This window comes from Streptomyces silvae, assembly GCF_016745505.1.
In the GTDB taxonomy this organism is placed as follows: domain Bacteria; phylum Actinomycetota; class Actinomycetes; order Streptomycetales; family Streptomycetaceae; genus Streptomyces; species Streptomyces silvae.
The window spans coordinates 26,839-46,102 of sequence record NZ_JAERUC010000176.1 but is presented as its reverse complement, the minus strand read 5'-3'; the positions used below and the strand labels follow the sequence as shown (position 1 = coordinate 46,102).

At 71.9% G+C, this 19,264-nt stretch carries 21 protein-coding genes; 11 read left to right on the top strand and 10 right to left on the bottom strand.

The annotated features are described in order from the left end of the window. Nucleotides 1-111: 111 nt before the first annotated feature. From JKV81_RS28160 to JKV81_RS28135, 7 genes are all read right to left on the bottom strand, one after another. Nucleotides 112-399: a DUF1416 domain-containing protein gene (locus JKV81_RS28160; RefSeq protein ID WP_014154938.1), complete on the bottom strand. Its 288-nt coding sequence runs from the start codon at nt 397-399 to the stop codon at nt 112-114. Between the two features lie 48 nt (nt 400-447). Next, the gene (locus tag JKV81_RS28155) at nt 448-1,287 is read right to left on the bottom strand and encodes a sulfurtransferase (RefSeq protein WP_099174180.1); all 840 of its coding nucleotides are present in this window, start codon (nt 1,285-1,287) and stop codon (nt 448-450) included. Nucleotides 1,288-1,438: 151 nt separating this feature from the next. After that, complete coding sequence (locus tag JKV81_RS36895; RefSeq protein ID WP_350310325.1) at nt 1,439-1,519, bottom strand: putative leader peptide; 81 nt, start codon at nt 1,517-1,519, stop codon at nt 1,439-1,441. A 322-nt stretch (nt 1,520-1,841) separates the two neighbouring features. Further along, on the bottom strand, nt 1,842-2,537 hold the full coding sequence (locus JKV81_RS28150) for an LmeA family phospholipid-binding protein (protein WP_202078401.1): 696 nt from the start codon (nt 2,535-2,537) through the stop codon (nt 1,842-1,844). Between the two features lie 165 nt (nt 2,538-2,702). Then, nucleotides 2,703-4,040, bottom strand: a complete 1,338-nt coding sequence (locus JKV81_RS28145; RefSeq protein WP_202078399.1) for a hypothetical protein — start codon at nt 4,038-4,040, stop codon at nt 2,703-2,705. Nucleotides 4,041-4,050: 10 nt separating this feature from the next. Further along, the gene (locus JKV81_RS28140) at nt 4,051-4,305 is read right to left on the bottom strand and encodes a MoaD/ThiS family protein (RefSeq protein ID WP_099174183.1); all 255 of its coding nucleotides are present in this window, start codon (nt 4,303-4,305) and stop codon (nt 4,051-4,053) included. 41 nt (nt 4,306-4,346) lie between these two features. Beyond that, nucleotides 4,347-5,306 carry an alpha/beta hydrolase gene (locus tag JKV81_RS28135; RefSeq protein WP_202078397.1) on the bottom strand — a complete coding sequence of 320 codons (960 nt, stop codon included), beginning with the start codon at nt 5,304-5,306 and terminating at the stop codon, nt 4,347-4,349. Between the two features lie 299 nt (nt 5,307-5,605). Here JKV81_RS28135 and JKV81_RS28130 point away from each other — a divergent pair, with 299 nt between their 5' ends. From JKV81_RS28130 to JKV81_RS28105, 6 genes are all read left to right on the top strand, one after another. Next, nucleotides 5,606-6,409, top strand: coding sequence for a response regulator transcription factor (locus JKV81_RS28130; RefSeq protein ID WP_129264814.1), 804 nt, complete (start codon nt 5,606-5,608; stop codon nt 6,407-6,409). A 38-nt stretch (nt 6,410-6,447) separates the two neighbouring features. Beyond that, nucleotides 6,448-7,491, top strand: a complete 1,044-nt coding sequence (locus JKV81_RS28125) for a LacI family DNA-binding transcriptional regulator (RefSeq protein ID WP_202078395.1) — start codon at nt 6,448-6,450, stop codon at nt 7,489-7,491. A gap of 94 nt (nt 7,492-7,585) precedes the next feature. Continuing rightward, on the top strand, nt 7,586-8,809 hold the full coding sequence (locus tag JKV81_RS28120; protein ID WP_236057952.1) for a S1C family serine protease: 1,224 nt from the start codon (nt 7,586-7,588) through the stop codon (nt 8,807-8,809). Between the two features lie 13 nt (nt 8,810-8,822). Then, the gene (locus JKV81_RS28115; RefSeq protein ID WP_202078392.1) at nt 8,823-9,002 is read left to right on the top strand and encodes a hypothetical protein; all 180 of its coding nucleotides are present in this window, start codon (nt 8,823-8,825) and stop codon (nt 9,000-9,002) included. A 47-nt stretch (nt 9,003-9,049) separates the two neighbouring features. Continuing rightward, complete coding sequence (locus JKV81_RS28110; protein WP_124273950.1) at nt 9,050-9,781, top strand: response regulator transcription factor; 732 nt, start codon at nt 9,050-9,052, stop codon at nt 9,779-9,781. After that, a complete protein-coding gene (locus tag JKV81_RS28105; protein WP_202078390.1) occupies nt 9,778-11,196 on the top strand; it encodes a sensor histidine kinase in 1,419 nt (472 codons plus the stop codon). The genes JKV81_RS28110 and JKV81_RS28105 overlap by 4 nt, the downstream gene beginning before the upstream one ends. Before the next feature lie 80 nt (nt 11,197-11,276). Here the strand turns inward: JKV81_RS28105 and JKV81_RS28100 are convergent, their stop codons facing one another. The 3 genes from JKV81_RS28100 to JKV81_RS28090 form a co-directional block, all read right to left on the bottom strand. Then, nucleotides 11,277-11,723: a helix-turn-helix domain-containing protein gene (locus tag JKV81_RS28100; protein WP_129264809.1), complete on the bottom strand. Its 447-nt coding sequence runs from the start codon at nt 11,721-11,723 to the stop codon at nt 11,277-11,279. A 123-nt stretch (nt 11,724-11,846) separates the two neighbouring features. Then, nucleotides 11,847-12,740 carry a phosphatidylinositol-specific phospholipase C gene (locus JKV81_RS28095; protein WP_202078388.1) on the bottom strand — a complete coding sequence of 298 codons (894 nt, stop codon included), beginning with the start codon at nt 12,738-12,740 and terminating at the stop codon, nt 11,847-11,849. Nucleotides 12,741-12,891: 151 nt separating this feature from the next. Then, complete coding sequence (locus JKV81_RS28090) at nt 12,892-14,712, bottom strand: bifunctional metallophosphatase/5'-nucleotidase (RefSeq protein WP_202078386.1); 1,821 nt, start codon at nt 14,710-14,712, stop codon at nt 12,892-12,894. A 365-nt stretch (nt 14,713-15,077) separates the two neighbouring features. Between JKV81_RS28090 and JKV81_RS28085 the strand changes: the two genes are divergently transcribed. From JKV81_RS28085 to JKV81_RS28065, 5 genes are all read left to right on the top strand, one after another. Continuing rightward, nucleotides 15,078-15,833, top strand: a complete 756-nt coding sequence (locus tag JKV81_RS28085) for a DUF4333 domain-containing protein (RefSeq protein ID WP_202078384.1) — start codon at nt 15,078-15,080, stop codon at nt 15,831-15,833. A gap of 116 nt (nt 15,834-15,949) precedes the next feature. Then, nucleotides 15,950-16,873: a mycothiol synthase gene (gene mshD, locus JKV81_RS28080; protein ID WP_129264805.1), complete on the top strand. Its 924-nt coding sequence runs from the start codon at nt 15,950-15,952 to the stop codon at nt 16,871-16,873. A 92-nt stretch (nt 16,874-16,965) separates the two neighbouring features. Further along, entirely contained in the window at nt 16,966-17,373 is a 408-nt protein-coding gene (locus JKV81_RS28075) for a GntR family transcriptional regulator (RefSeq protein WP_129264804.1), read from the top strand. Beyond that, nucleotides 17,373-18,266, top strand: coding sequence for an ABC transporter ATP-binding protein (locus tag JKV81_RS28070; protein WP_129264803.1), 894 nt, complete (start codon nt 17,373-17,375; stop codon nt 18,264-18,266). Before JKV81_RS28075 ends, JKV81_RS28070 begins: the two co-directional genes overlap by 1 nt. After that, a complete protein-coding gene (locus tag JKV81_RS28065; RefSeq protein WP_202078381.1) occupies nt 18,263-19,237 on the top strand; it encodes an ABC-2 membrane transporter-related protein in 975 nt (324 codons plus the stop codon). Before JKV81_RS28070 ends, JKV81_RS28065 begins: the two co-directional genes overlap by 4 nt. Nucleotides 19,238-19,264: the final 27 nt, after the last annotated feature.

Genomic DNA, 19,264 nt, shown 5'->3' with positions numbered 1-19,264 from the left:
TAGGGCTCTCGCGCGAGGACGCGAACGCGGAACGGCACGAAGGGCCGCACCCCTGTTCAGGTGGCGTCCAACCCCCTGGGGTGCGGCCCTCCGGCCGTATGTGCGCGTGAACTACACGGCGATGGCGACCTCGGCGAGACCACCGGTCTGCGCCACGACCGTGCGGTCGGCGGTGCCGCCCGGAACCAGGGCGCGGAGCGTCCAGGTGCCCTCGGCCGCGTAGAAGCGGAACTGCCCGGTCGCCGAGGTCGGGACCTCGGCGGTGAACTCACCGGTCGAGTCCAGCAGACGGACGTAGCCGGTGACGGGCTCGCCGTCGCGGGTCACGCTGCCCTGGATCGTCGTCTCGCCCGGCTTGATCGTCGAAGCGTCGGGGCCGCCGGCCTGTGCTCCACACATGGTGTTCTGTCCTTCTGGTCGGGGTCCTGCGGATCAGGTCCTGCGGAATTACTTGTTGGCGCCGAGCTCGATCGGCACGCCCACGAGGGAGCCGTACTCGGTCCACGAACCGTCGTAGTTCTTGACGTTCTCCTGGCCGAGCAGCTCGTGCAGCACGAACCAGGTGAGCGCGGAGCGCTCACCGATGCGGCAGTACGCGATGGTGTCCTTGGCCAGGTCGACCTGCTCGTCCTCGTAGAGGGCCTTGAGCTCGTCGTCCGACTTGAAGGTGCCGTCGTCGTTGGCGTTCTTCGACCACGGGATGTTGCGGGCGCTCGGCACGTGGCCGGGGCGCTGCGACTGCTCCTGCGGGAGGTGCGCCGGGGCGAGCAGCTTGCCGCTGAACTCGTCGGGCGACCGCACGTCGACCAGGTTCTGGCTGCCGATGGCCTTCACAACGTCGTCGCGGTAGGCGCGGATCGACTCGTCCTGGGCCTTGGCCTTGTACTGGGTGGCCGGGCGCGTCGGGACGGCGTCGGTCAGGTCGCGGGAGTCGAGCTCCCACTTCTTGCGGCCGCCGTCGAGCAGCTTCACGTTCTCGTGGCCGTACAGCTTGAAGTACCAGTACGCGTACGAGGCGAACCAGTTGTTGTTGCCGCCGTAGAGGACGACCAGCGTGTCGTTGCCGATGCCCTTCTCGGACAGGAGCTTCTCGAAGCCGGCCTGGTCCACGAAGTCACGGCGGACCGGGTCCTGGAGGTCCTTGGTCCAGTCGATCCGGATCGCGTTCTTGATGTGGTTCTTCTCGTACGCCGAGGTGTCCTCGTCGACCTCGACGATGGCGACCTGCGGGTCGTCGATGTGGGCCTCGACCCAGTCGGCGTCGACCAGAACGTCTGCGCGGCTCATGTGTTTCTCCTCCGGGGCAGTCTGCGGCGGGGTGATGCGGTGTGCGGGGTGCGAGGTGTACGCGCAGGTGCTGGGAGCGGAACGCGTACGGAAGGCACGGGTTCGGCCCTGACATGGTCGAAGGGCCGGGGGAAACGGGAGAGGGTCCCGCTCAGAAGGTGCGACAGAGCATGGCGGCGACGCGGCACAGGTCTACTGCCCGCCGCTTCGTGAGGTCCGCCTGTCGCTTCATGCGTCCGATCGTAGGGAGGTACGGGCGGAGATGTCACCGTCGTGTCGGATGATGAGACACGATCGTCCGCGATACGAGACGGGTTCGGCTTCCAGTGTGCCGTAGGCCCCGGATCGGGCGGCCTTCGGGCGACGGAAGGCTGCGGAACGGACTCGGCCGTCTCATTATCTGGATCGGCCGTCCGGACCGTCTCCGCCGTGCCCCTACCCCGCCCCGCCGCGGGTTATCCACGGGCCCCCGCGCCGGGTCGCCGGCCCGGTCGTCTCGGGTCCGGCCGCCGTCGGCCCGCTCGCCCGGCGTGCCGGCGTCTTCGGTCCGGCCGTCAGCCCGCGAGGTGGATGTCGGCCCCGGACATGGATATCTCCAGGCCGCCCGGCGCCACCTCGATCTTCTCCAGCGCCAGGCCCTCGGGCAGCCCGCCGATCCCGCGCTCGAAGTCGGTCTTCTTCCTGACCAGGTCCTCCAGGCCGGGGATGCCCTCGCCCGGGACCTCGTCGGCGTGCACCTTGACGGTGTCCCCGTCGACCAGGGTGACCGTGGAGAGCACGCTGCGCGTGAGCGTCTTGCCCAGCAGCGGGATCTGGACCGAGCCGGTGACCTTGACCTTGCCGTCGCCGCCGTAGGCGACCGTGACGCCCTCGTCGGCCGCCTCGGTGAGCGCCGCGTACGAGATGACGGCCGTGCCGGTGGCCCTGGACGCCGTCGCGCTGGTGTAGCCGGCGCCCAGCGTCACCTCACGCAGCTGGGCCCGGATCTCGCTGATCCGCACCGTCCGCCCGGCGGCGTCCGCGCGGACGTCCTTGACCGTGACGTCGACGCGGTCCAGCTCCCTGCCGGTCACCTGGGTCAGGAACGGGAAGCCCTTGATCGAGACATCGGTCGATCCCGCCTCGGCCTCGCCGAAGGTGACCCGGCCCTCCGCCTCGGACTCCGCGAAATACACGGCGGCGCGGTCCACGGCGACGAAGACGCCGCCCAGCACCACGGCGATGATCAGCAGTATTCGCAGTGCTCGCATGCCTGTTGTTCCCCCACTCGGACCGGCCGGACCCCTGGTGCACGTGAGCCTACTGCCGCGGTGCGGCGCGCCCGGAGTGATCGACGAGCGGGAGGCCCGGCCGGTTCCCCGGGCGCGGGGAGTGTGAGTGAGGGAACGTCAGATACGTCGGATACGCCCGTACCGTCAGGCGATCGCACGGCCGATCAGGTAGACGGCGGGGGCGGCGGCCGTGAGCGGAAGCGCCACTCCTGCCGTCATGTGCACGAAGCGGGACGGGTAGTCGTAGCTCGCGACCCGCAGGCCGATCAGTGCGCAGCCGCCCGCCGCGAACCCGAGCAACGCGGCCTGCGCGCCGAAGTCCGTGAACGCTCCGGCGGCCAGCCCCGCGCCCGCGCCGGCGAGCAGCGCCACGACGACCGAGGCCGGGCCGGGCAGCGGCAGGGCCCTGACGAGCACGGCCAGGGCCACCGCGATCCCGCCCACCGTCACCGCGTCCGGGACGGCTGCCAGGTGCCCGGCGGCCAGCACGGCGAGCGCGGCCGAGGCCACGGTGGCCGTCAGCCCGTACATCCGCTCGTCGGCCCCGGCGTGGCTGCGCAGCTGGAGGACGAGGGTGAGCAGGACCCAGACGCCGAGCGTGCCCAGGATGGCCGCCGGGGCGTTGCTCCGGCCCGCGGCGAGCAGCACGGCGTCGGCCACCACACCGCCGGCGAAGGCGAGCGCGATGCCCTGCCTGGCCGGCCACATGCCGTTGAGCCGGAACCATCCGGCGGCCGTCACGGCCTGGAGCAGCACCAGGGGTACGAGCAGGGCGTACGACCCGATCGCGGCGCCGAGAGCGAGGAGCAGACCGAGGCCCGCCGTGATCGCGGCCGGCTGCATCCCCGGCGCGATGATCGGCGAACGCCCCTCGGCACGGGCCCGCTGGGCATCGGTGATCCGGCTGTTGCCCAGCGTGGTGGGCGCGCTGTAGCCGGAGCCGTCGGCCACGGCGGCGGCAGGAGCCTCCGGGGCCGTCGGGGCGGGCGCCGGGGCCGCGGGGGCCTCGGGCGGCAGCGGGTAGGCACCCGGGGCGCCCTGCGCGGCGGGGGCGGGTGCGGGTGCCGCGCGGTGCTGCGGCTGGATCGTCGGCTGGTACTGGGTGTCCCAGGTCTGGCCCTGCCACGTCTGGGCGGAGTCCTGCCCCTGGGGCACGGCCTGCTCCGGGTACACGGGGTACGCGGGAGGCTGCTGCCCGTACCCGGGCTGCACGGGCTGGGCCGGCTGCCCGGACTGCTGCCCGTACGAAGGCTGGCCCTGCCCGTAGGACGGCTGCTGGCCCTGCCCGTACGCCTGCTGCTGGTCCGGCTGCCCGTAGGCGGGCTGCTGCTGCCCGTAAGCGGCCTGCTGGTCCGGCTGCCCGTAAGCGGGCTGCTGCTGGTCCGGCTGCCCGGACTCCGGGTCGTACGGCTGCTGTCCCTGGTACCGCTGCCCGTGTCCCGGGTCGTACGGATACGGATACTGCTGATCGCTGTTGCTCATGGTCTGCGGTTCACCCTCCTGCGAACGGCGGGAGCACCTCGACCGTGCCGCCCTCGGCAAGCCGTACGGTCTCATGACCGCGGGTCCCCACAGGATTCCCGTCGATCAGGAACGAGCATCGGAGCAGCACGCGCGTCAGCTCACCGGGGTGCCGCTCGCGCACCCCGTCGAGCGCCTCGGCGAGTGTCTCCGCCGTGTACGGCTCCTCCGCGGTCCCTGCGGCGGCCTTGGCCGCGGCCCAGTAGCGGATCGTCCCCGCTGCCATGGCGGCACCCCTTTCGTCGTACGTCAGCTGCCCATCATGGATCACGCCGAGTCCGTCCAGTCGGCGATACGGCTCAGCAGTCCCTCGTCGGCGGCGTTCTCCGCGTGGCCCATGCCGTGCTCCAGCCAGAGCTCCGCCCCGTCCCCCGCCGCTTCCGCCAGCATCCGGGGGTGGTCGACGGGGAAGTACGGGTCCCGGTCGCCGTGCACGATCAGCAGGGGCGCGGTGATCAGCGGGACGGCCTCCACCGGCGAGAGCGGCACGGGGTCCCAGTCCTCGCGGTGGATCCGGGTACGGAAGCCGTAGCGGCCGACGAGCCGGCCCGTGGGGCGGGTGACGACCCAGTGCAGCCGGCGCATGGGGGCCGTACCCCGGTAGTACCAGCGAGCCGGCGCGCTCACCGAGACGACCGCATCCGTATGTGCGCCGATGTGCGCCCTTACGCGCCCCTCGTGCGCCGTGTGCGACGTGTGCGCCTCGGCGCGTGGCCCCGACCGGGTTCCCACCCGTTCGGCCCCCGGCGTTCCGGATTCCTCTTCGGTGAATTCGCCGGCTTCCGGAGCCGTATACAGAGCGGCGTGCCGGAGCACCACGGAACCGCCCATCGAGAAGCCGACCGTAACGATGCGCCGGTGCCCGAGCGACCGCGCCCAGGCGACCGCGGCGGCCAGATCGAGCACCTCGCGGTCCCCCACCGTGGACCGTCCGCCGGACCTTCCGTGCCCCCGGAAGGAGAACGTGATCACGGCCGCACGCTGGGCGAACACCTCCGCGGCCCGCAGCAGCGCCGGCCGGTCGACGGAGCCGGTGAAGCCGTGCGCGAGGACCACCGCGGTCTCCGCGGACGCCCCGCCGCCGGCGCTCCCGGAACCCGCCGTACACGGGGTGTACACCGCCTCGATACGGACCCCGTCACCGGTCAGCAATGTGGTGCGGCGGGGGGTCCGCGTGATCGAGGGAACAGAAGAACTCAGGAATCGACCCTCGGACACAGAACTCATGTGGGCTATTCTGCTGCGAAGAGGATCCGGGCAATGCAGCCCCCGGGTCCTTTTGTGCTTTCCGAGCGTTGTTACGGCAGCGTTTCGACAAGCTCAGCGGTCCCCGGGCGCGGGACCGCACAGTAAAAAACGTATGACGATCGTCGCAGGTGATGACGTCAGACGGGAGTACGAAGCAGTGCCGCATACTCCCCCGGGTCCGACCCGGGAGTGCCCCTCTCGCAGGGAACGAGGAGGACCGACGTAATGGGCGAGCTGAACGTGCACGATCGACCGACGACCCAGGCAGGTGGGCGGCGATGAGTTCACTGCTGCTTCTGACGAATGCCCTTCAACCGTCGACGGAGGTGCTCCCCGCCCTCGGCCTTCTGCTCCACAGCGTGCGGGTCGCCCCCGCCGAGGGACCCGCGCTCGTCGACACCCCTGGTGCCGACGTGATTCTCATCGACGGCCGCCGCGACCTCCCGCAGGTGCGCTCGCTCTGTCAGCTGCTGCGGTCCACCGGGCCCGGCTGTCCGCTGATCCTCGTCGTGACCGAGGGCGGCCTCGCGGCCGTCACCGCCGACTGGGGCATCGACGACGTCCTGCTGGACACCGCGGGTCCCGCCGAGGTCGAGGCCCGGCTGCGGCTGGCCACCGGCCGCCAGCAGATCACCTCCGACGACTCCCCCATGGAGATCCGCAACGGCGACCTCTCGGTCGACGAGGCGACGTACAGCGCCAAGCTCAAGGGCCGGGTCCTCGACCTGACCTTCAAGGAGTTCGAGCTGCTCAAGTACCTCGCGCAGCACCCGGGCCGGGTCTTCACCCGCGCCCAGCTTCTCCAGGAGGTCTGGGGCTACGACTACTTCGGCGGCACCCGCACGGTCGACGTCCACGTACGACGGCTGCGGGCGAAGCTCGGCCCCGAGCACGAGTCGCTGATCGGCACCGTACGTAACGTCGGCTACCGCTTCGTCACCCCCGAGAAGGGGGACCGGGGCGCCGAGGAGGCCAAGGCCAAGGCGGCGGCGATGCCCGCGGACGAGGACGTCGCCCGTTCGGAGCAGCCGGTGGAGGATCGGGGCACGGAAGAAGCCCCGGTCCGGCCTGCCAAGCGGTAGCTGTCACCCGCTTGGTCGATCCGCGTAGACTGCCGCGCGTGGCCAAGGTGACGCGGGACGATGTGGCGAGACTGGCGGGGACCTCGACAGCGGTCGTCAGCTACGTCATCAACAACGGACCCAGGCCGGTCGCCCCGGCCACGCGCGAGCGGGTGCTCGCCGCGATCAAGGAGCTGGGCTACCGGCCGGACCGGGTCGCCCAGGCGATGGCCTCGCGGCGCACCGACCTCATAGGGATGATCGTGCCGGACGCCCGGCAGCCCTTCTTCGCGGAGATGGCGCACGCGGTCGAACAGGCGGCGGCGGAGCGCGGGAAAATGGTGCTCGTCGGCAACTCCGACTACCGCGACGAGCGCGAGGTCCACTATCTGCGGGCCTTCCTCGGCATGAGGGTCTCCGGGCTGATCCTGGTCAGCCAGGGCCCCAGCGAGCGCGCCGCGGCCGAGATCGAGGCGTGGGACGCCCGCGTGGTGCTGCTCCACGAGCGCCCCGAGGCGATCGACGACGTCGCGGTCGTCACCGACGACGTCGGCGGCGCCCAGCTCGCCACCCGCCACCTCCTGGAGCACGGCAACGCCTATGTGGCGTGCCTCGGCGGCATGGAGTCGACCCCGGTCGTCGGTGACCCGGTCGCCGACCACATCGAGGGCTGGCGCCGGGCGATGCAGGAGGCCGGGCAGACGACGGACGGCCGGCTCTTCCACGCCCCGTACAACCGTTACGACGCCTACCAGGTGGCCCTGAAGCTGCTGGCCGGCCCCGACAGGCCCCCGGCCATCTTCTGCTCCACGGACGACCAGGCCATCGGGGTGCTGCGGGCCGCGCGCGAGCTGCGGATCGACGTGCCGGGGGAGCTCGCCGTGGCGGGCTTCGACGACGTGAAGGAGGCGGGGCTGACCGATCCGCCGCTCACGACGGTCTTCTCCGACCGCCCGGCGATGGCCCGCGCGGCCGTCGACCTGGTCCTCGACGACTCGCTGCGGGTCTCGGGGTCGCGGCGCGAGCGGCTGAAGCAGTTCCCGTCCGCGCTGGTGGTGCGCCGGTCGTGCGGCTGCGGCGAACCGACGGTCACCGCCCGGTAGCCGCGCGCTTCCTTATATCGGGCATACGAGGTTCTGCCGGGCTTCTCAGCGGGCACTCAGGCTGCTCTCATGTTCGCTGTCCACTCTCGTAGACATGACCGACAGCCACCGCCCGAGCGGCGAGTACCCGATGCCCCCCTCGCACGACAACGGCCCGTACGGCGCGGACGCGACCGGAGCCGGTGCCTACGGTTCCGGCCCGGCGGACGCAGGCGCGTACGGGGCCGGCCCGGCCGGCGCAGGCGCGTCCTCGGCTCCGTACGGCGCGGCCCCCCACGGCTCGGCCCCGTACGGCGGTGGCGAGGCGGCCTACCCGCCGCCCCCGGCCTACGCACCCGAGCAGGGCACCACCGAGATGCCCGCCGGCGCCTACGCCTGGCCCGCCCCGGCCCCCGGGCCCGCGGCCGACGCCCCGAAGCCCGAGCGCCGGGTCAAGCGGCCCCTCGCCCTGCTGGCGGCCGTGGCGATCGCCGCCGCGGCGATCGGCGGCGGCACCGCCACCCTCATCGGCGAACTCGCGGGCGGCAGCTCCGGCAGCTCCGGCTCCGGCGGCGTCGTCAGCGGCACCACCGTCTCGCAGAGCAGCGCGGGCACCGTCTCCGGCGTGGCGACGGCCGTGTCGCCGGCCATCGTCGAGATCAGCGCGACGTCCTCGGCGGGCGACGCCACCGGGTCCGGTGTCGTCATCACGTCGGACGGCGAGATCGTCACCAACAACCACGTCATCTCGGGCGCCTCCACGATCAAGGTGTCCCTCAGCACCGGCAAGTCGTACACCGCCGACGTCGTCGGCACGGACGCCGACAAGGACCTGGCGCTCGTCAAGCTCCAGGGCGCGAGCGGCCTGAAGACCGCCTCGCTCGGCGACTCCTCCTCGGTGAAGGTCGGCGACCAGGTCGTGGCGATCGGCTCGCCCGAGGGTCTCACCGGCACGGTCACCAGCGGCATCGTCTCGGCGCTCGACCGTGACGTCACGGTCGCCAAGGACGACGAGCAGGAACAGCAGCAACAACAGCAACAGGGCGGTCAGAACTGGCCGTTCGAGTTCGGCGGCCAGCAGTTCAACGGGGAGACCGGCTCCTCCAAGACGACGTACAAGGCCATCCAGACCGACGCCTCGCTCAACCCCGGGAACTCCGGCGGCGCCCTGATCAACATGAACGGCGAGATCATCGGCATCAACTCCGCGATGTACTCCCCCAGTTCGTCCAGCACCTCGGGCAGCTCGGCCGCGGGCAGCGTCGGCCTGGGCTTCGCCATCCCCGTCAACACCGTCAAGGCCGACCTGGACGCCCTGCGCTCCGGCGACGGCTCCTGACCAGGAGGTCTCCATGAACCCCGGCCCCGACACCGCCGGCCCGTCCGGCCTGGCCCTTCCCCTCGCCCTGGCCGCCGAACTGGCCGGCCGCGCCTCCACCGCGGCGGCCCCCCGCCCGCCGGAGGTCCGCACCACCGGCACCGGCCGCAAGCGCCGTGCCGCGCGACGCCGTGCGGCGGCCGTGCGAGGCTGAGAGCCGAGCACCCAGCACCCGGCCCGAAGGAAGAGGACGAAGAAGCGATGAGCCCCGCCGAAGACGATCCCCAGCGCGTCCTGATCGTCGACGACGAGCCCGCCGTGCGCGAGGCCCTGCAGCGCAGCCTGGCGTTCGAGGGGTACGGCACGGAGGTGGCGGTGGACGGGTACGACGCCCTCGCCAAGGCGGAGTCGTACGCCCCCGACCTGATCGTCCTGGACATCCAGATGCCCCGCATGGACGGCCTCACCGCCGCCCGGCGCATCCGCTCGACCGGGTCGACCACCCCCATCCTGATGCTCACCGCCCGCGACACGGTGGGCGACCGGGTCACCGGCCTCGACGCCGGCGCCGACGACTACCTGGTCAAGCCCTTCGAGCTGGACGAGCTCTTCGCCCGTATCCGCGCCCTGCTGCGCCGCAGCTCGTACGCGGTCGCGGCGGGCGGCCCCGTCCCCGACGACGACGTCCTCTCCTTCGCCGACCTCCGCATGGACCTGAACACCCGCGAGGTCACCCGTGGCACCCGCCGGGTCGAGCTGACCCGCACCGAGTTCACCCTGCTGGAGATGTTCCTGGCCCACCCCCGGCAGGTGCTGACCCGCGAGCAGATCCTCAAGGCGGTCTGGGGCTTCGACTTCGAACCCAGCTCCAACTCCCTGGACGTGTACGTGATGTACCTGCGCCGCAAGACGGAGGCGGGCGGCGAGCCCCGCCTCGTCCACACGGTCCGGGGCGTCGGGTACGCCCTGCGCTCCGGCGGCGGTGACGGGTGACCGGCCTGCCCCGCCGGCTCCGCGCCCTGCCGCTCCGCTCCCGGCTCGCCCTGCTGGTCGCCACGGCGGTGGCGGTGGCGGTGGCGGCGGTGGCGGCGGCGTGCTGGTTCGTGACACGGGAGCAGCTGGAGCACCAGCTGGACGAGTCGCTCCGGAGCTCGAAGGTGGACGACGTCTACCTGGCGAACCTGTACGCGTACTGCAAGGGCGGCACCTCGCAGGAGATCCCGCCCCTGCCGAGTGTGACGGTCCAGCTCATCGACGCCCAGGGCACCGTGTGTGCGGCCCCCGGCACCTCCAAGCTGTCGGTGAGTGCCGCGGACGTGGAGGTGGCCGAGCGTCAGCGGCCGTACACCCTGCACACGGAGAAGGCCGAGAACGGCGCGGACATGCGGGTCTTCACCTCCCGCCTGGACGTCGGAAGGGGCCCAGGGGCGGGGTCGGGGAATCTCGCGCTCTCCATCGCCCGCCCCATGAGCGAGGTCACCGACCCGCTCTCCACGCTCGCGTGGGTCCTGGTCCTCGTCGCCGGTATCGGCGTCGTCGGCGCGGGCGCGGCAGGCCTCTGGATCGCCCGTACCGGGCTGCGCCCCGTCGACGACCTCGCGCACGCCGTCGCGCACGTGGCCGAGACCGAGGACCTGACCATCCGGATCCCGGTCGAGGGCGAGGACGAGATCGCCCGGCTCTCCCGGTCCTTCAACTCCATGACCAGCTCCCTGGCCACCTCGCGCGACCGCCAGTCCCAGCTCATCGCGGACGCCGGCCACGAGCTGCGCACCCCGCTCACCTCGCTCCGTACGAACATCGAGCTGCTCTCCCGCAGCGACGACACGGGCCGGGCCATCCCGCCCGACGACCGCAAGGCCCTGATGGCCTCGGTCAAGGCCCAGATGACGGAGCTGGCCGCGCTCATCGGCGACCTCCAGGAACTCTCCCGCCCGGACGCCGCGCAGCCCGGCCCCCTCCAGGTGGTCGCGCTGCACGACATCACCCGCACCGCGCTCCAGCGCGCCCGGCTGCGCGGCCCGGAGCTGACCGTCAACGCCGAGCTGGCCCCCTGGTACGTACGCGCCGAGCCTGCGGCGCTGGAGCGGGCGGTCGTCAACGTCCTGGACAACGCGGTGAAGTTCAGCCCTCCGCGCGGGACGATCGACGTCGCCCTGCACCGCGGCGAGCTGACCGTACGCGACCACGGCCCCGGCATCCCCGCCGAAGAACTCCCGCACGTCTTCGACCGCTTCTGGCGCTCCCGCTCGGCCCGCCAGCTCCCCGGCTCGGGCCTCGGCCTGTCGATCGTGGCCCGCACGGTCCAGCAGGCGGGCGGCGAGATCGCCCTGAGCCCGGCGGACGGCGGCGGCACGGTCGCCTCGATCCGGCTCCCGGGAGCACCCCAGCCGCCGCCGGAGGTGTGATCCGCTCGGGACGCGGCTTCAGATGCGGCGACGGAACTCCGCGGCGAACTGCCCAAAAGGCGGCTCAGCTGGCTCGGCGCTCAGTTGTCGTACAGATCCGCGTCCTCGGTCAGCCGGACCAGTTCGTCCAGCCCTTGCTTCCGCCGTGAGCGCCTTTTCTCCTTGTAGGCGAGCACATCGGCCAGCAGCACACGGCGGTGTCTGCCCGGGCGGGAGAAGGGGACGCTTCCCTCGTCGAGGATCTTGACGAACGTAGGCCTGCTGACGCCGAGCAGGTCTGCGGCCTCCTGTGTGGTGAGTGTGGTGTTCACAGGTGCGACGGTCACCGCCTTCCCCTCCGACAGAGCCCGCACCACCGCCATCAGGGCCTCGTAGACCTCTGGGGGAAGGGTGCGTGTGCTCCCGTCGGGGCCCCGCAGCAGGGCGGGCTCCACTGCTTGCGGCGTGCGGTCGAGGAAGGCGCAGAGCTCGGCGATCTCCGCGCGGTGCTCGGGCAGGAGCGTGCGGTCCTCAGAGGTTCCGTGCATGGTTGCGTCTCCTTCGGGGTCACCCCAGCTTCGCCCAATTCGAAAGAAACGCAAGCGCAAGCGGGGAGGGGCCCCTGGCAGAGGCGCGTGGCGCCCGGCCCCACGCCCCCGCCGGCGGTCGGATCAGCCCGTCGGGTTGTGCCGGATCAGCGACTCGACCAGGCCGGAACGGGTCGCCGGGTAGTCCAGCGGGACGATGCCCAGGCCGGTCCAGCCCGACGCCTCCGATCCGTCGAGGAACGCGTGCACCTGCGGGTTGAGCCGGTCGGCGTTCGAGCGGGGTGGCAGCAGGGCCGCGGTGCTCACGTAGTTCATGAACAGCTTCCCGGGCTGCTGCGCGGCCTTGCGGAACTGCGCCTCGATCTTGGGGTACTTGGCGAACGGCTCCGCCATGTAGTCGTCCTGGATGTCGAAGAGCGCGGGGTCCGCGTACCGGACGCCCGGGAGGCCGCCGTTGTCCGCCAGCAGCACGACCTTGCCGCGGGCGCCGCCGAGGTCCGGGAGCGTGGGGTCGAGGCGGAGGAGGGAGCGCCAGCCCTTGCCGTCGAGGTAGATGCCGAAGATCCGCCGGAACGCGGCGTCGCTCTCCTCCGAGTACTCCTGCTTGACCCGCATCAGCACGGTCTCCGACGGCCGCTGGGCCAGGAAGTCCCGGCAGGCGCCCAGGACATCGTCGAAGTTCAGGTTCTGGTACGAGGCCCCGTGATGGATCGCGTACGCGTCGCCGCTGATCCGGCAGCGCACATCGAGGAAGCGGATGCCGCTGGTGAGCTGCTCGGCGATGGTGGTGTTCTGGCAGGCCGTCCAGGGCCCGCCGAACCGCGCGCCGGAGTTGTGCGTGCCCGGGATCGTGAGCTGCCGCAGCGGGGTGGCGTCGGGGACGGCGCCCATCCAGTCCTGGGTGCCGAGGGCCCTGGCCGGTGCGGCGACGGCGGGGACGGCGCCGACGACGGCGGTGGCGGAGAGCGCGAGGGCTCCGGTCAGAAAGCCTCTGCGGGTGCTCAGGCGTGCAGACATACGGGTGCCTCCGTCGGCCGTGGGGGGTCTGGCAGCCCCCGAATTGTGACGCGCCCACGTCATGTCAGGAAGAGGGCCTGGGACGCGGACACCGACGGCAAAGGGGCGGCGGGCCGGTCCGGCCCGCCGCCCCCTCATTCACGTACGGGTCCTACTGGACGACCGTGATCCGGTCCGTGGCCGGCGGGGCCAGCGGCGCGTCGGCGGTGGAGTGCGCCGCCAGGTACGCGTTGAACAGGTCCAGGTCGGACGCGCCGACCAGCTTGTTCGTACCTTCGCCGAGGGCCGCGAAGCCGTCGCCGCCGCCCGCGAGGAACTCGTTCATCGCGACGCGGTACGTCTTCGCCGGGTCGATCGCCTCACCGTTCAGACGGATCGTGTCCGCGACCACCCGGTCGGCACCCGACTTCGTCAGGTCCAGCGTGTAGGTGAGCCCCTTCGAGACCTGGAGGATCTTCGGGGAGGCCTCGTTGGAGCCGCTGACCTGCTGCTGGAGCGCGGCCACCAGCTGCGCACCCGTCAGGTCGACGACGTTCATCATGTTGGTGAACGGCTGGACGGTGAACGCCTCGCCGTACGTCACCACCCCGTCGCCCTCGCTGCCGGACGCCGCGTGCACCAGGTCCGCGCGGATGCCGCCCGGGTTCATGAACGCGACGACGGCGCCGCCCTTGTCCGCGGGGGCCAGGCCCTCCAGCTGGGCGTCGGCGATCAGGTTGCCCAGGGGCTTCTCGGGAGCCGTGGAGCCGCGGCCGTTGATGTCGGCGGTGATCCAGCCCTGCGGCCGGTTCGCGATGGGCGCGGCCAGCGTGTTCCAGCGGGCGATCAGCTTCGTCATGTCGGTGGCCTTGGCCTGGTCCCGGCTGACGATGTGGTTCGCCGACTCCACCGACGTACGGACGATGTCGTTGGTCCGGCGGTCGTAGGTGAGGGTCGTGTCGGTGTAGAGCTTGCCGAACGACGACGCCGAGGTGACCATGCGCGGCTTGCCCGAGGGGTCCGGGACCGTGCAGACGTACGCCTGGTGGGTGTGGCCCGTGACCAGGGCGTCGACCTTCGGCGTGATGCCCTTGGCGATGTCCACGATCGGCCCGGAGATGCCGTCACCGGCCCCGGGGCTGTCGCAGTCGTAGTTGTACGACGCCGAGGCCGGGGCCCCGCCCTCGTGGATCAGCGCGACGATGGACTTGACGCCCTGGCGGTCCAGCTCCTTGGCGTACTTGTTGACCGTCTCGATCTCGTCGTGGAACTTCAGGCCCTTGACGCCGTTGGCCGTGACGATGTTCGGCGTGCCCTCGAGGGTCACCCCGATGAAGCCGATCTTGACGCCGTTCTTCTTCCAGACCGTGTACGGCTTGAGGATCGGCTTGCCGGTCTTCTCGCTCGTCACGTTGGCCGCGAGGTACGGGAAGTCCGCGCCCTTGAACTTCTTGCCCTTCTCGTAGCAGCCCTCGACCGGGTGGCAGCCGCCGTTCTGGAGGCGGGCCAGCTCGGTGGCCCCCTCGTCGAACTCGTGGTTGCCCACCGCCGTGACGTCGAGGTCGAGCCCGTTGAGCGCCTCGATGGTCGGCTCGTCGTGGAAGAGCCCCGACAGCAGCGGGCTCGCACCGACCATGTCGCCGCCGGCCGCGGTCACGGAGTACGGGTTGCCCTTGCGCGCGGTGCGCAGCGAGGTCGCGAGGTACTCGACACCACCGGCGGGGACGGACGTCACCGTGCCGTCGGCCTGCGTCTCACTGACCGTCCCGGCCGAACCGGCCGGCGGCTCCAGGTTGCCGTGCAGATCGTTGAAGGAGAGCAGCTGCACATCGACGGTGCGGGACTGGTGGCCGTGGCCGTGGCCCTTGCCCCGGTCGTGGGCACCGGCCGGCATCGCGGCGACGAGCGCCCCTACGGTGACGAGTCCGGCGGTGGCGGCGAGCACCCGCCGGGACGTGCGGTTCTTCTGTGGATGCTGCGGAGTCGCTGACATCGGTCCCCTTCAAGTCTCTGGATCCTGCGTGCCGCAGCCTAGAGTCAACGCGCGTAGCGCGACAGGGTTGTGCGGTTACGAGCAGGTTGCGTCCAGGTCAGGAAGCGGCAGATCCCACCCGCCACGCATCCCCGCCGGAGCTCCGGTGACGGACGGCTGACGGGCGGCTGACGGATGGTCACTGTCACGGTTGGACGACAGACGCGCCACAGGCCGATGAGGGCAGGCCATCACCACCGCCCGCGAAGCCGGTGCCAGGGGCCGTGATCGCCCCGCTTTATGCCGCCATTCCAGCCCGGAACGGTCGCTCCTGACGCCGTTTCGGGCCCGAAGCCGTGTCGGAGGGTCCCTCTAGTCTCCGCCTCATGAGGAATTCAAAGCTTCTTGTAGCGCTGCTCGCCGCCGGACTGCTCACCGCCGGCTGCAGCTCCGGCGACGGTGACGACGGCGGCTCGCACAGAAAGTCGCGCGCGAACCACGGCTCCGGCTCCAGCTCCGACAACGACTCCGACGGGGGCGGCTCCGCGTCCGCACCGGAGGGCGACCTCGCGGTCCTCGTCGACGGCCCGCAGAAGGACGTCGTCAAGAGCGGCGACGAGCGCCTCAAGGTCACCCCGAAGCCCGCCCCGGGAGCTTCGTTCACCGAGCAGATCGAACACAGGCTGCGCGAGACGGTCCTGTCCGGCACCAAGGTGCCCGGGAAGACCTCGGCCACCTGCCCGGACGGCGTGACGCAGAAGGCCGGTGCGGTCAGCCGGTGCACCGTGACGTACGAGGGGGCCGAGATCCCCTACACGATCACGATCAGCGACTCGTACCGCGAGGGCAGCTTCATCACCTCCTACAAGGCCCGTGCCGACAAGGGCCTGCTGGTCGCGAAGGCCGCGTACCAGGCGTTCTACGAGAGGTACGGCGCCGGGTCCGGGCGCAGCGACGCGAGCAAGCTGTCCTGCGACGAGCTCCCCGCCGCCAAGGCCGTCGACTGGGGCACCGACACCGGTGACACGTGCCAGTTCTGGAGCAAGTACGCCGGCGACAAGGGCGACGGCGGCTACCGGACCGTGAAGCTCTCGGCCGCCCAGGCCGGCTACGCCGTCCCCAGCTTCGACGAAGTCCAGTAGGCCGGCCCGGCGGGGCGATGCGGGGTCTTCCAGCGCGTCGCGGCCCCGGCGCCCCGCCCGCTTGTCGCGCGGCCTTCGCCCCCGGCGGCCCGCCCCCGCCCCGTACGCTCGTACCCATGACGACTGACGCACCCCTCCCCTCCCCCGGGCGCGAGATCGAGACCCTCGACGCGCTCACCCCCGAGCAGGCCGACGCCGTCCTCGCCCTCCTCGGCGAGGCCGCCGGGACCGACGGCCGGCAGGCCGTGTCCGAGCAGGGGCGGCTGCAGTTGAGGGGCGGGCACCGCGAGGGCGTCCGGCATTTCCTGCTCACCGTCGACGGCGCGCTGGCCGGATACGCACAGCTGGAGGACACCGACCCCGTCGAGGCCCCCGCGGCCGAGCTGGTCGTGGCCCCCGCCCACCGGGGCCGCGGCCACGGCCGGGCGCTCGGTGCCGCCCTCCTCGCCGCGACCGGGAAGCGGCTGCGGGTCTGGGCGCACGGCGGCAAGTCCGCCGCCCGGCACCTCGCGCAGGTGCTCGGCCTCTCCCTCTTCCGCGAACTGCGCCAGCTCAGGCGGTCGTTGACCGACCTCGACATCGCCGAGCCGGTGCTCCCGCCGGGCGTCACCGTGCGCACCTTCGTCCCGGGGCAGGACGACGCGGCCTGGCTCGCCGTCAACAGCGCCGCCTTCGCCCACCACCCCGAGCAGGGCTCCCTCACCCAGCGGGACCTGGACGACCGCAAGGCCGAGCCCTGGTTCGACCCGGAGGGCTTCTTCCTCGCCGAGCGCGACGGCGAGCTCATCGGCTTCCACTGGACGAAGGTGCACGCCGAGGACGAGCTCGGTGAGGTCTACGTCGTCGGCATCCGCCCCGACGCCCAGGGCGGCGGGCTCGGCAAGGCGCTCACCGCGATCGGCCTGCGCCACCTGGCCTCGCGGGGCCTGCCGACGGCGATGCTCTACGTCGACGCCGACAACCCCGCGGCCCTGTCGGTGTACGAGCGCATGGGCTTCGCCACGCACGAGGTCGACCTGATGTACCGCACGGAGTCCTGAGCAGCACCAACACCCCCAGGGGCGGCGTCACTTGACGCCGCCCCTTCTTTCCGACACCCTTTCACTACTCAATTAGTGAAAGGGTGGTGCACATGGCAGAGTCCGCAGCGGTCGAATTCCGCATCGACCGACGCAGCGGCGTCGCCACCTACCTCCAGATCGTGCAGCAGACCAAGCAGGCGCTCCGCCTCGGTGTGCTGGAGCCGGGCGACCGGCTGCCCACGGCCCGCGAGGTCGTCGAGGCCACGGCGATCAACCCGAACACCGTGCTCAAGGCCTACCGCGAGCTGGAACGCGAAGGCCTCGTCGAGGCCCGCCGCGGCCTCGGCACCTTCGTCCGCCGCACCCTCGGCAGCGCGGCGGTCACCACCGACGCGCCCCTGCGCGCCGAACTCGCCGAGTGGACCCGCAGGGCCCGCGCGGCGGGACTGGACAAGGACGACGTGAGCGCGCTCTTCACCGACGTACTGGACAGCACATTCAAGGGGGACCAGCACTGATGACCGGTGCCGCGATCGAGGCGAACGGCCTCGGCATGACGTACGGACGGAAGCGCGGGTGGGCGCTGCGCGACTGCTCGTTCCGGCTGCCCGCAGGGCGGGTCTGCGCCCTCGTGGGGCCCAACGGAGCCGGTAAGTCCACGCTGCTCGGCCTCGCCGCCGGCCTGCTCCGGCCCACCGAGGGCTCGTTGCGCGTGCTCGGCACCGGCCCCGGGGAGGCGCGGTCCCGCATCGCGTACGTCTCCCAGGACAAGCCGCTGTATCCGCAGCTCACCGTGGCCGACACCCTGTGGGCGGGGGCCGAGCTCAACCCGGCCACCTGGGACCGCGAGGCGGCCGACCGGGTCGCCGGACCGCTCCCGCAGGACGCGAAGGTCCGTACCCTCTCCGGCGGGCAGCGGACCCGGCTCGCCCTCGCGCTCGCGCTGGGCAAGCGGCCCGAACTGATGCTGCTGGACGAGCCGATGGCCGACCTCGACCCGCTCGCCCGGCACCAGCTGATGGGCATCCTGATGGCCGAGGCCGCCGAGAACGCCACCACCATCGTGATGTCCTCACACATCCTCACCGAGCTCGAAGGCTCCTGCGACTACCTCCTGTTCGTGGACGGCGGCCGGGTCCGGCTCGGCGGCGAGAGCGACGACATCGTCGCCGCGCACGCCCTGGTCACCGGCCAGGCCCGCGACCTCGCCCCGCACACCGTCGTCGAATCGCGCACGACGGGACGTCAGCTCACCGCGCTGGTCAGGAAGGAGGGCCCGGTGGACCCCGCCGACTGGGACGTCACGGAACCCTCCCTGGAGGAGCTGCTGCTCGCCCACCTCCGCTCGCCGGAGGCACCGCCGCTGCTGACGCCGAGCGCGCACGCCCGCGAGGAGGTGGCCGCGGGATGAGCACCCTCACCACGCTGCGCGGCCCGGCCCGCGTCGTCGTACGCCAGCACCGGTGGACGCTGTGGATCGCCGGAGGGCTGGCCGCCCTGGCCGTACTCGTCCTGGTCGCCGTCGCACTGCGGTCGTCCCATGTCGCCGAGGTGTTCGGGGCGAGCGGCTGCCCGGTGGACGGAGGCGCGGGCCGGGACTGCGACGTGACGGCCCGCAGCTACCTGGACAGCATGTACATGTACCGGAGCATCTTCGGTCAAGGTGCCTTCGCCCTGACGGTACTGCCCGTACTGGTCGGCGCCTTCGTCGCCGGACCGCTGATCGCACGGGAGATGGAGAGCGGCACCTTCAGGACGGCCTGGACCCAGTCCGTGTCGCCGGCCCACTGGCTCGCCGCCAAGCTGGCGGTGCCGACCGTGCTGTTGCTGGCCGGTACGGCCGTGCTGGCGTCCGCACTGCGGTGGGCGCAGTCCTACTCGGACAATCCCTACCCGTACGAGTGGCACGCCGCGCTGGTCTTCGCGGGCACGGGCATCCTGCCTCTCGTCCACCCCCTGTTCGGCCTGGCCGTCGGAGCGCTCACCGGCCTCCTGGTCCGTCGCACCCTCCTCGCCCTGACCGTGTCCGGGTTCGTCACCGGCGCGGTGGTCGCTCTCCTCAGTTACCGGCGCGGCCTGCTCTGGCCCCGGGACACGGTGACCGGCCGGACCCTGGACGTCCAGGAGAACATCTGGTGGGTGGAGACCGGACACCTCACCAGCGGCGGCGCACGACTGCCGGAGGACCTGTGCGCGCGGTCCGTCTCGTCGGCCGACTACGCCCGGTGCCTCGCCGACCACGACGTCACCGGCGCCTACCTCGACTACCACCCCCAGTCCCACTTCTGGCCCCTCCAGCTCGTCGAGACCGGCATCCTGCTCGCCCTCGCCGCACTGGCCCTCGCACTCGCCTTCCGCGTCCTGCGCCGCCTGCACGGCTGACCCGACCACCCCTGCCCGGGCCCCGGG

Coding starts and splice junctions, on each gene's coding strand:
- JKV81_RS28160 (WP_014154938.1), bottom strand. CDS start 399: ATGTGTGGAGCACAGGCCGGCGGCCCCGACGCTTCGACGATCAAGCCG.
- JKV81_RS28155 (WP_099174180.1), bottom strand. CDS start 1,287: ATGAGCCGCGCAGACGTTCTGGTCGACGCCGACTGGGTCGAGGCCCAC.
- JKV81_RS36895 (WP_350310325.1), bottom strand. CDS start 1,519: ATGAAGCGACAGGCGGACCTCACGAAGCGGCGGGCAGTAGACCTGTGC.
- JKV81_RS28150 (WP_202078401.1), bottom strand. CDS start 2,537: ATGCGAGCACTGCGAATACTGCTGATCATCGCCGTGGTGCTGGGCGGC.
- JKV81_RS28145 (WP_202078399.1), bottom strand. CDS start 4,040: ATGAGCAACAGCGATCAGCAGTATCCGTATCCGTACGACCCGGGACAC.
- JKV81_RS28140 (WP_099174183.1), bottom strand. CDS start 4,305: ATGGCAGCGGGGACGATCCGCTACTGGGCCGCGGCCAAGGCCGCCGCA.
- JKV81_RS28135 (WP_202078397.1), bottom strand. CDS start 5,306: ATGAGTTCTGTGTCCGAGGGTCGATTCCTGAGTTCTTCTGTTCCCTCG.
- JKV81_RS28130 (WP_129264814.1), top strand. CDS start 5,606: ATGAGTTCACTGCTGCTTCTGACGAATGCCCTTCAACCGTCGACGGAG.
- JKV81_RS28120 (WP_236057952.1), top strand. CDS start 7,586: ATGACCGACAGCCACCGCCCGAGCGGCGAGTACCCGATGCCCCCCTCG.
- JKV81_RS28115 (WP_202078392.1), top strand. CDS start 8,823: ATGAACCCCGGCCCCGACACCGCCGGCCCGTCCGGCCTGGCCCTTCCC.
- JKV81_RS28110 (WP_124273950.1), top strand. CDS start 9,050: ATGAGCCCCGCCGAAGACGATCCCCAGCGCGTCCTGATCGTCGACGAC.
- JKV81_RS28100 (WP_129264809.1), bottom strand. CDS start 11,723: ATGCACGGAACCTCTGAGGACCGCACGCTCCTGCCCGAGCACCGCGCG.
- JKV81_RS28095 (WP_202078388.1), bottom strand. CDS start 12,740: ATGTCTGCACGCCTGAGCACCCGCAGAGGCTTTCTGACCGGAGCCCTC.
- JKV81_RS28090 (WP_202078386.1), bottom strand. CDS start 14,712: ATGTCAGCGACTCCGCAGCATCCACAGAAGAACCGCACGTCCCGGCGG.
- JKV81_RS28085 (WP_202078384.1), top strand. CDS start 15,078: ATGAGGAATTCAAAGCTTCTTGTAGCGCTGCTCGCCGCCGGACTGCTC.
- mshD (WP_129264805.1), top strand. CDS start 15,950: ATGACGACTGACGCACCCCTCCCCTCCCCCGGGCGCGAGATCGAGACC.
- JKV81_RS28075 (WP_129264804.1), top strand. CDS start 16,966: ATGGCAGAGTCCGCAGCGGTCGAATTCCGCATCGACCGACGCAGCGGC.
- JKV81_RS28070 (WP_129264803.1), top strand. CDS start 17,373: ATGACCGGTGCCGCGATCGAGGCGAACGGCCTCGGCATGACGTACGGA.
- JKV81_RS28065 (WP_202078381.1), top strand. CDS start 18,263: ATGAGCACCCTCACCACGCTGCGCGGCCCGGCCCGCGTCGTCGTACGC.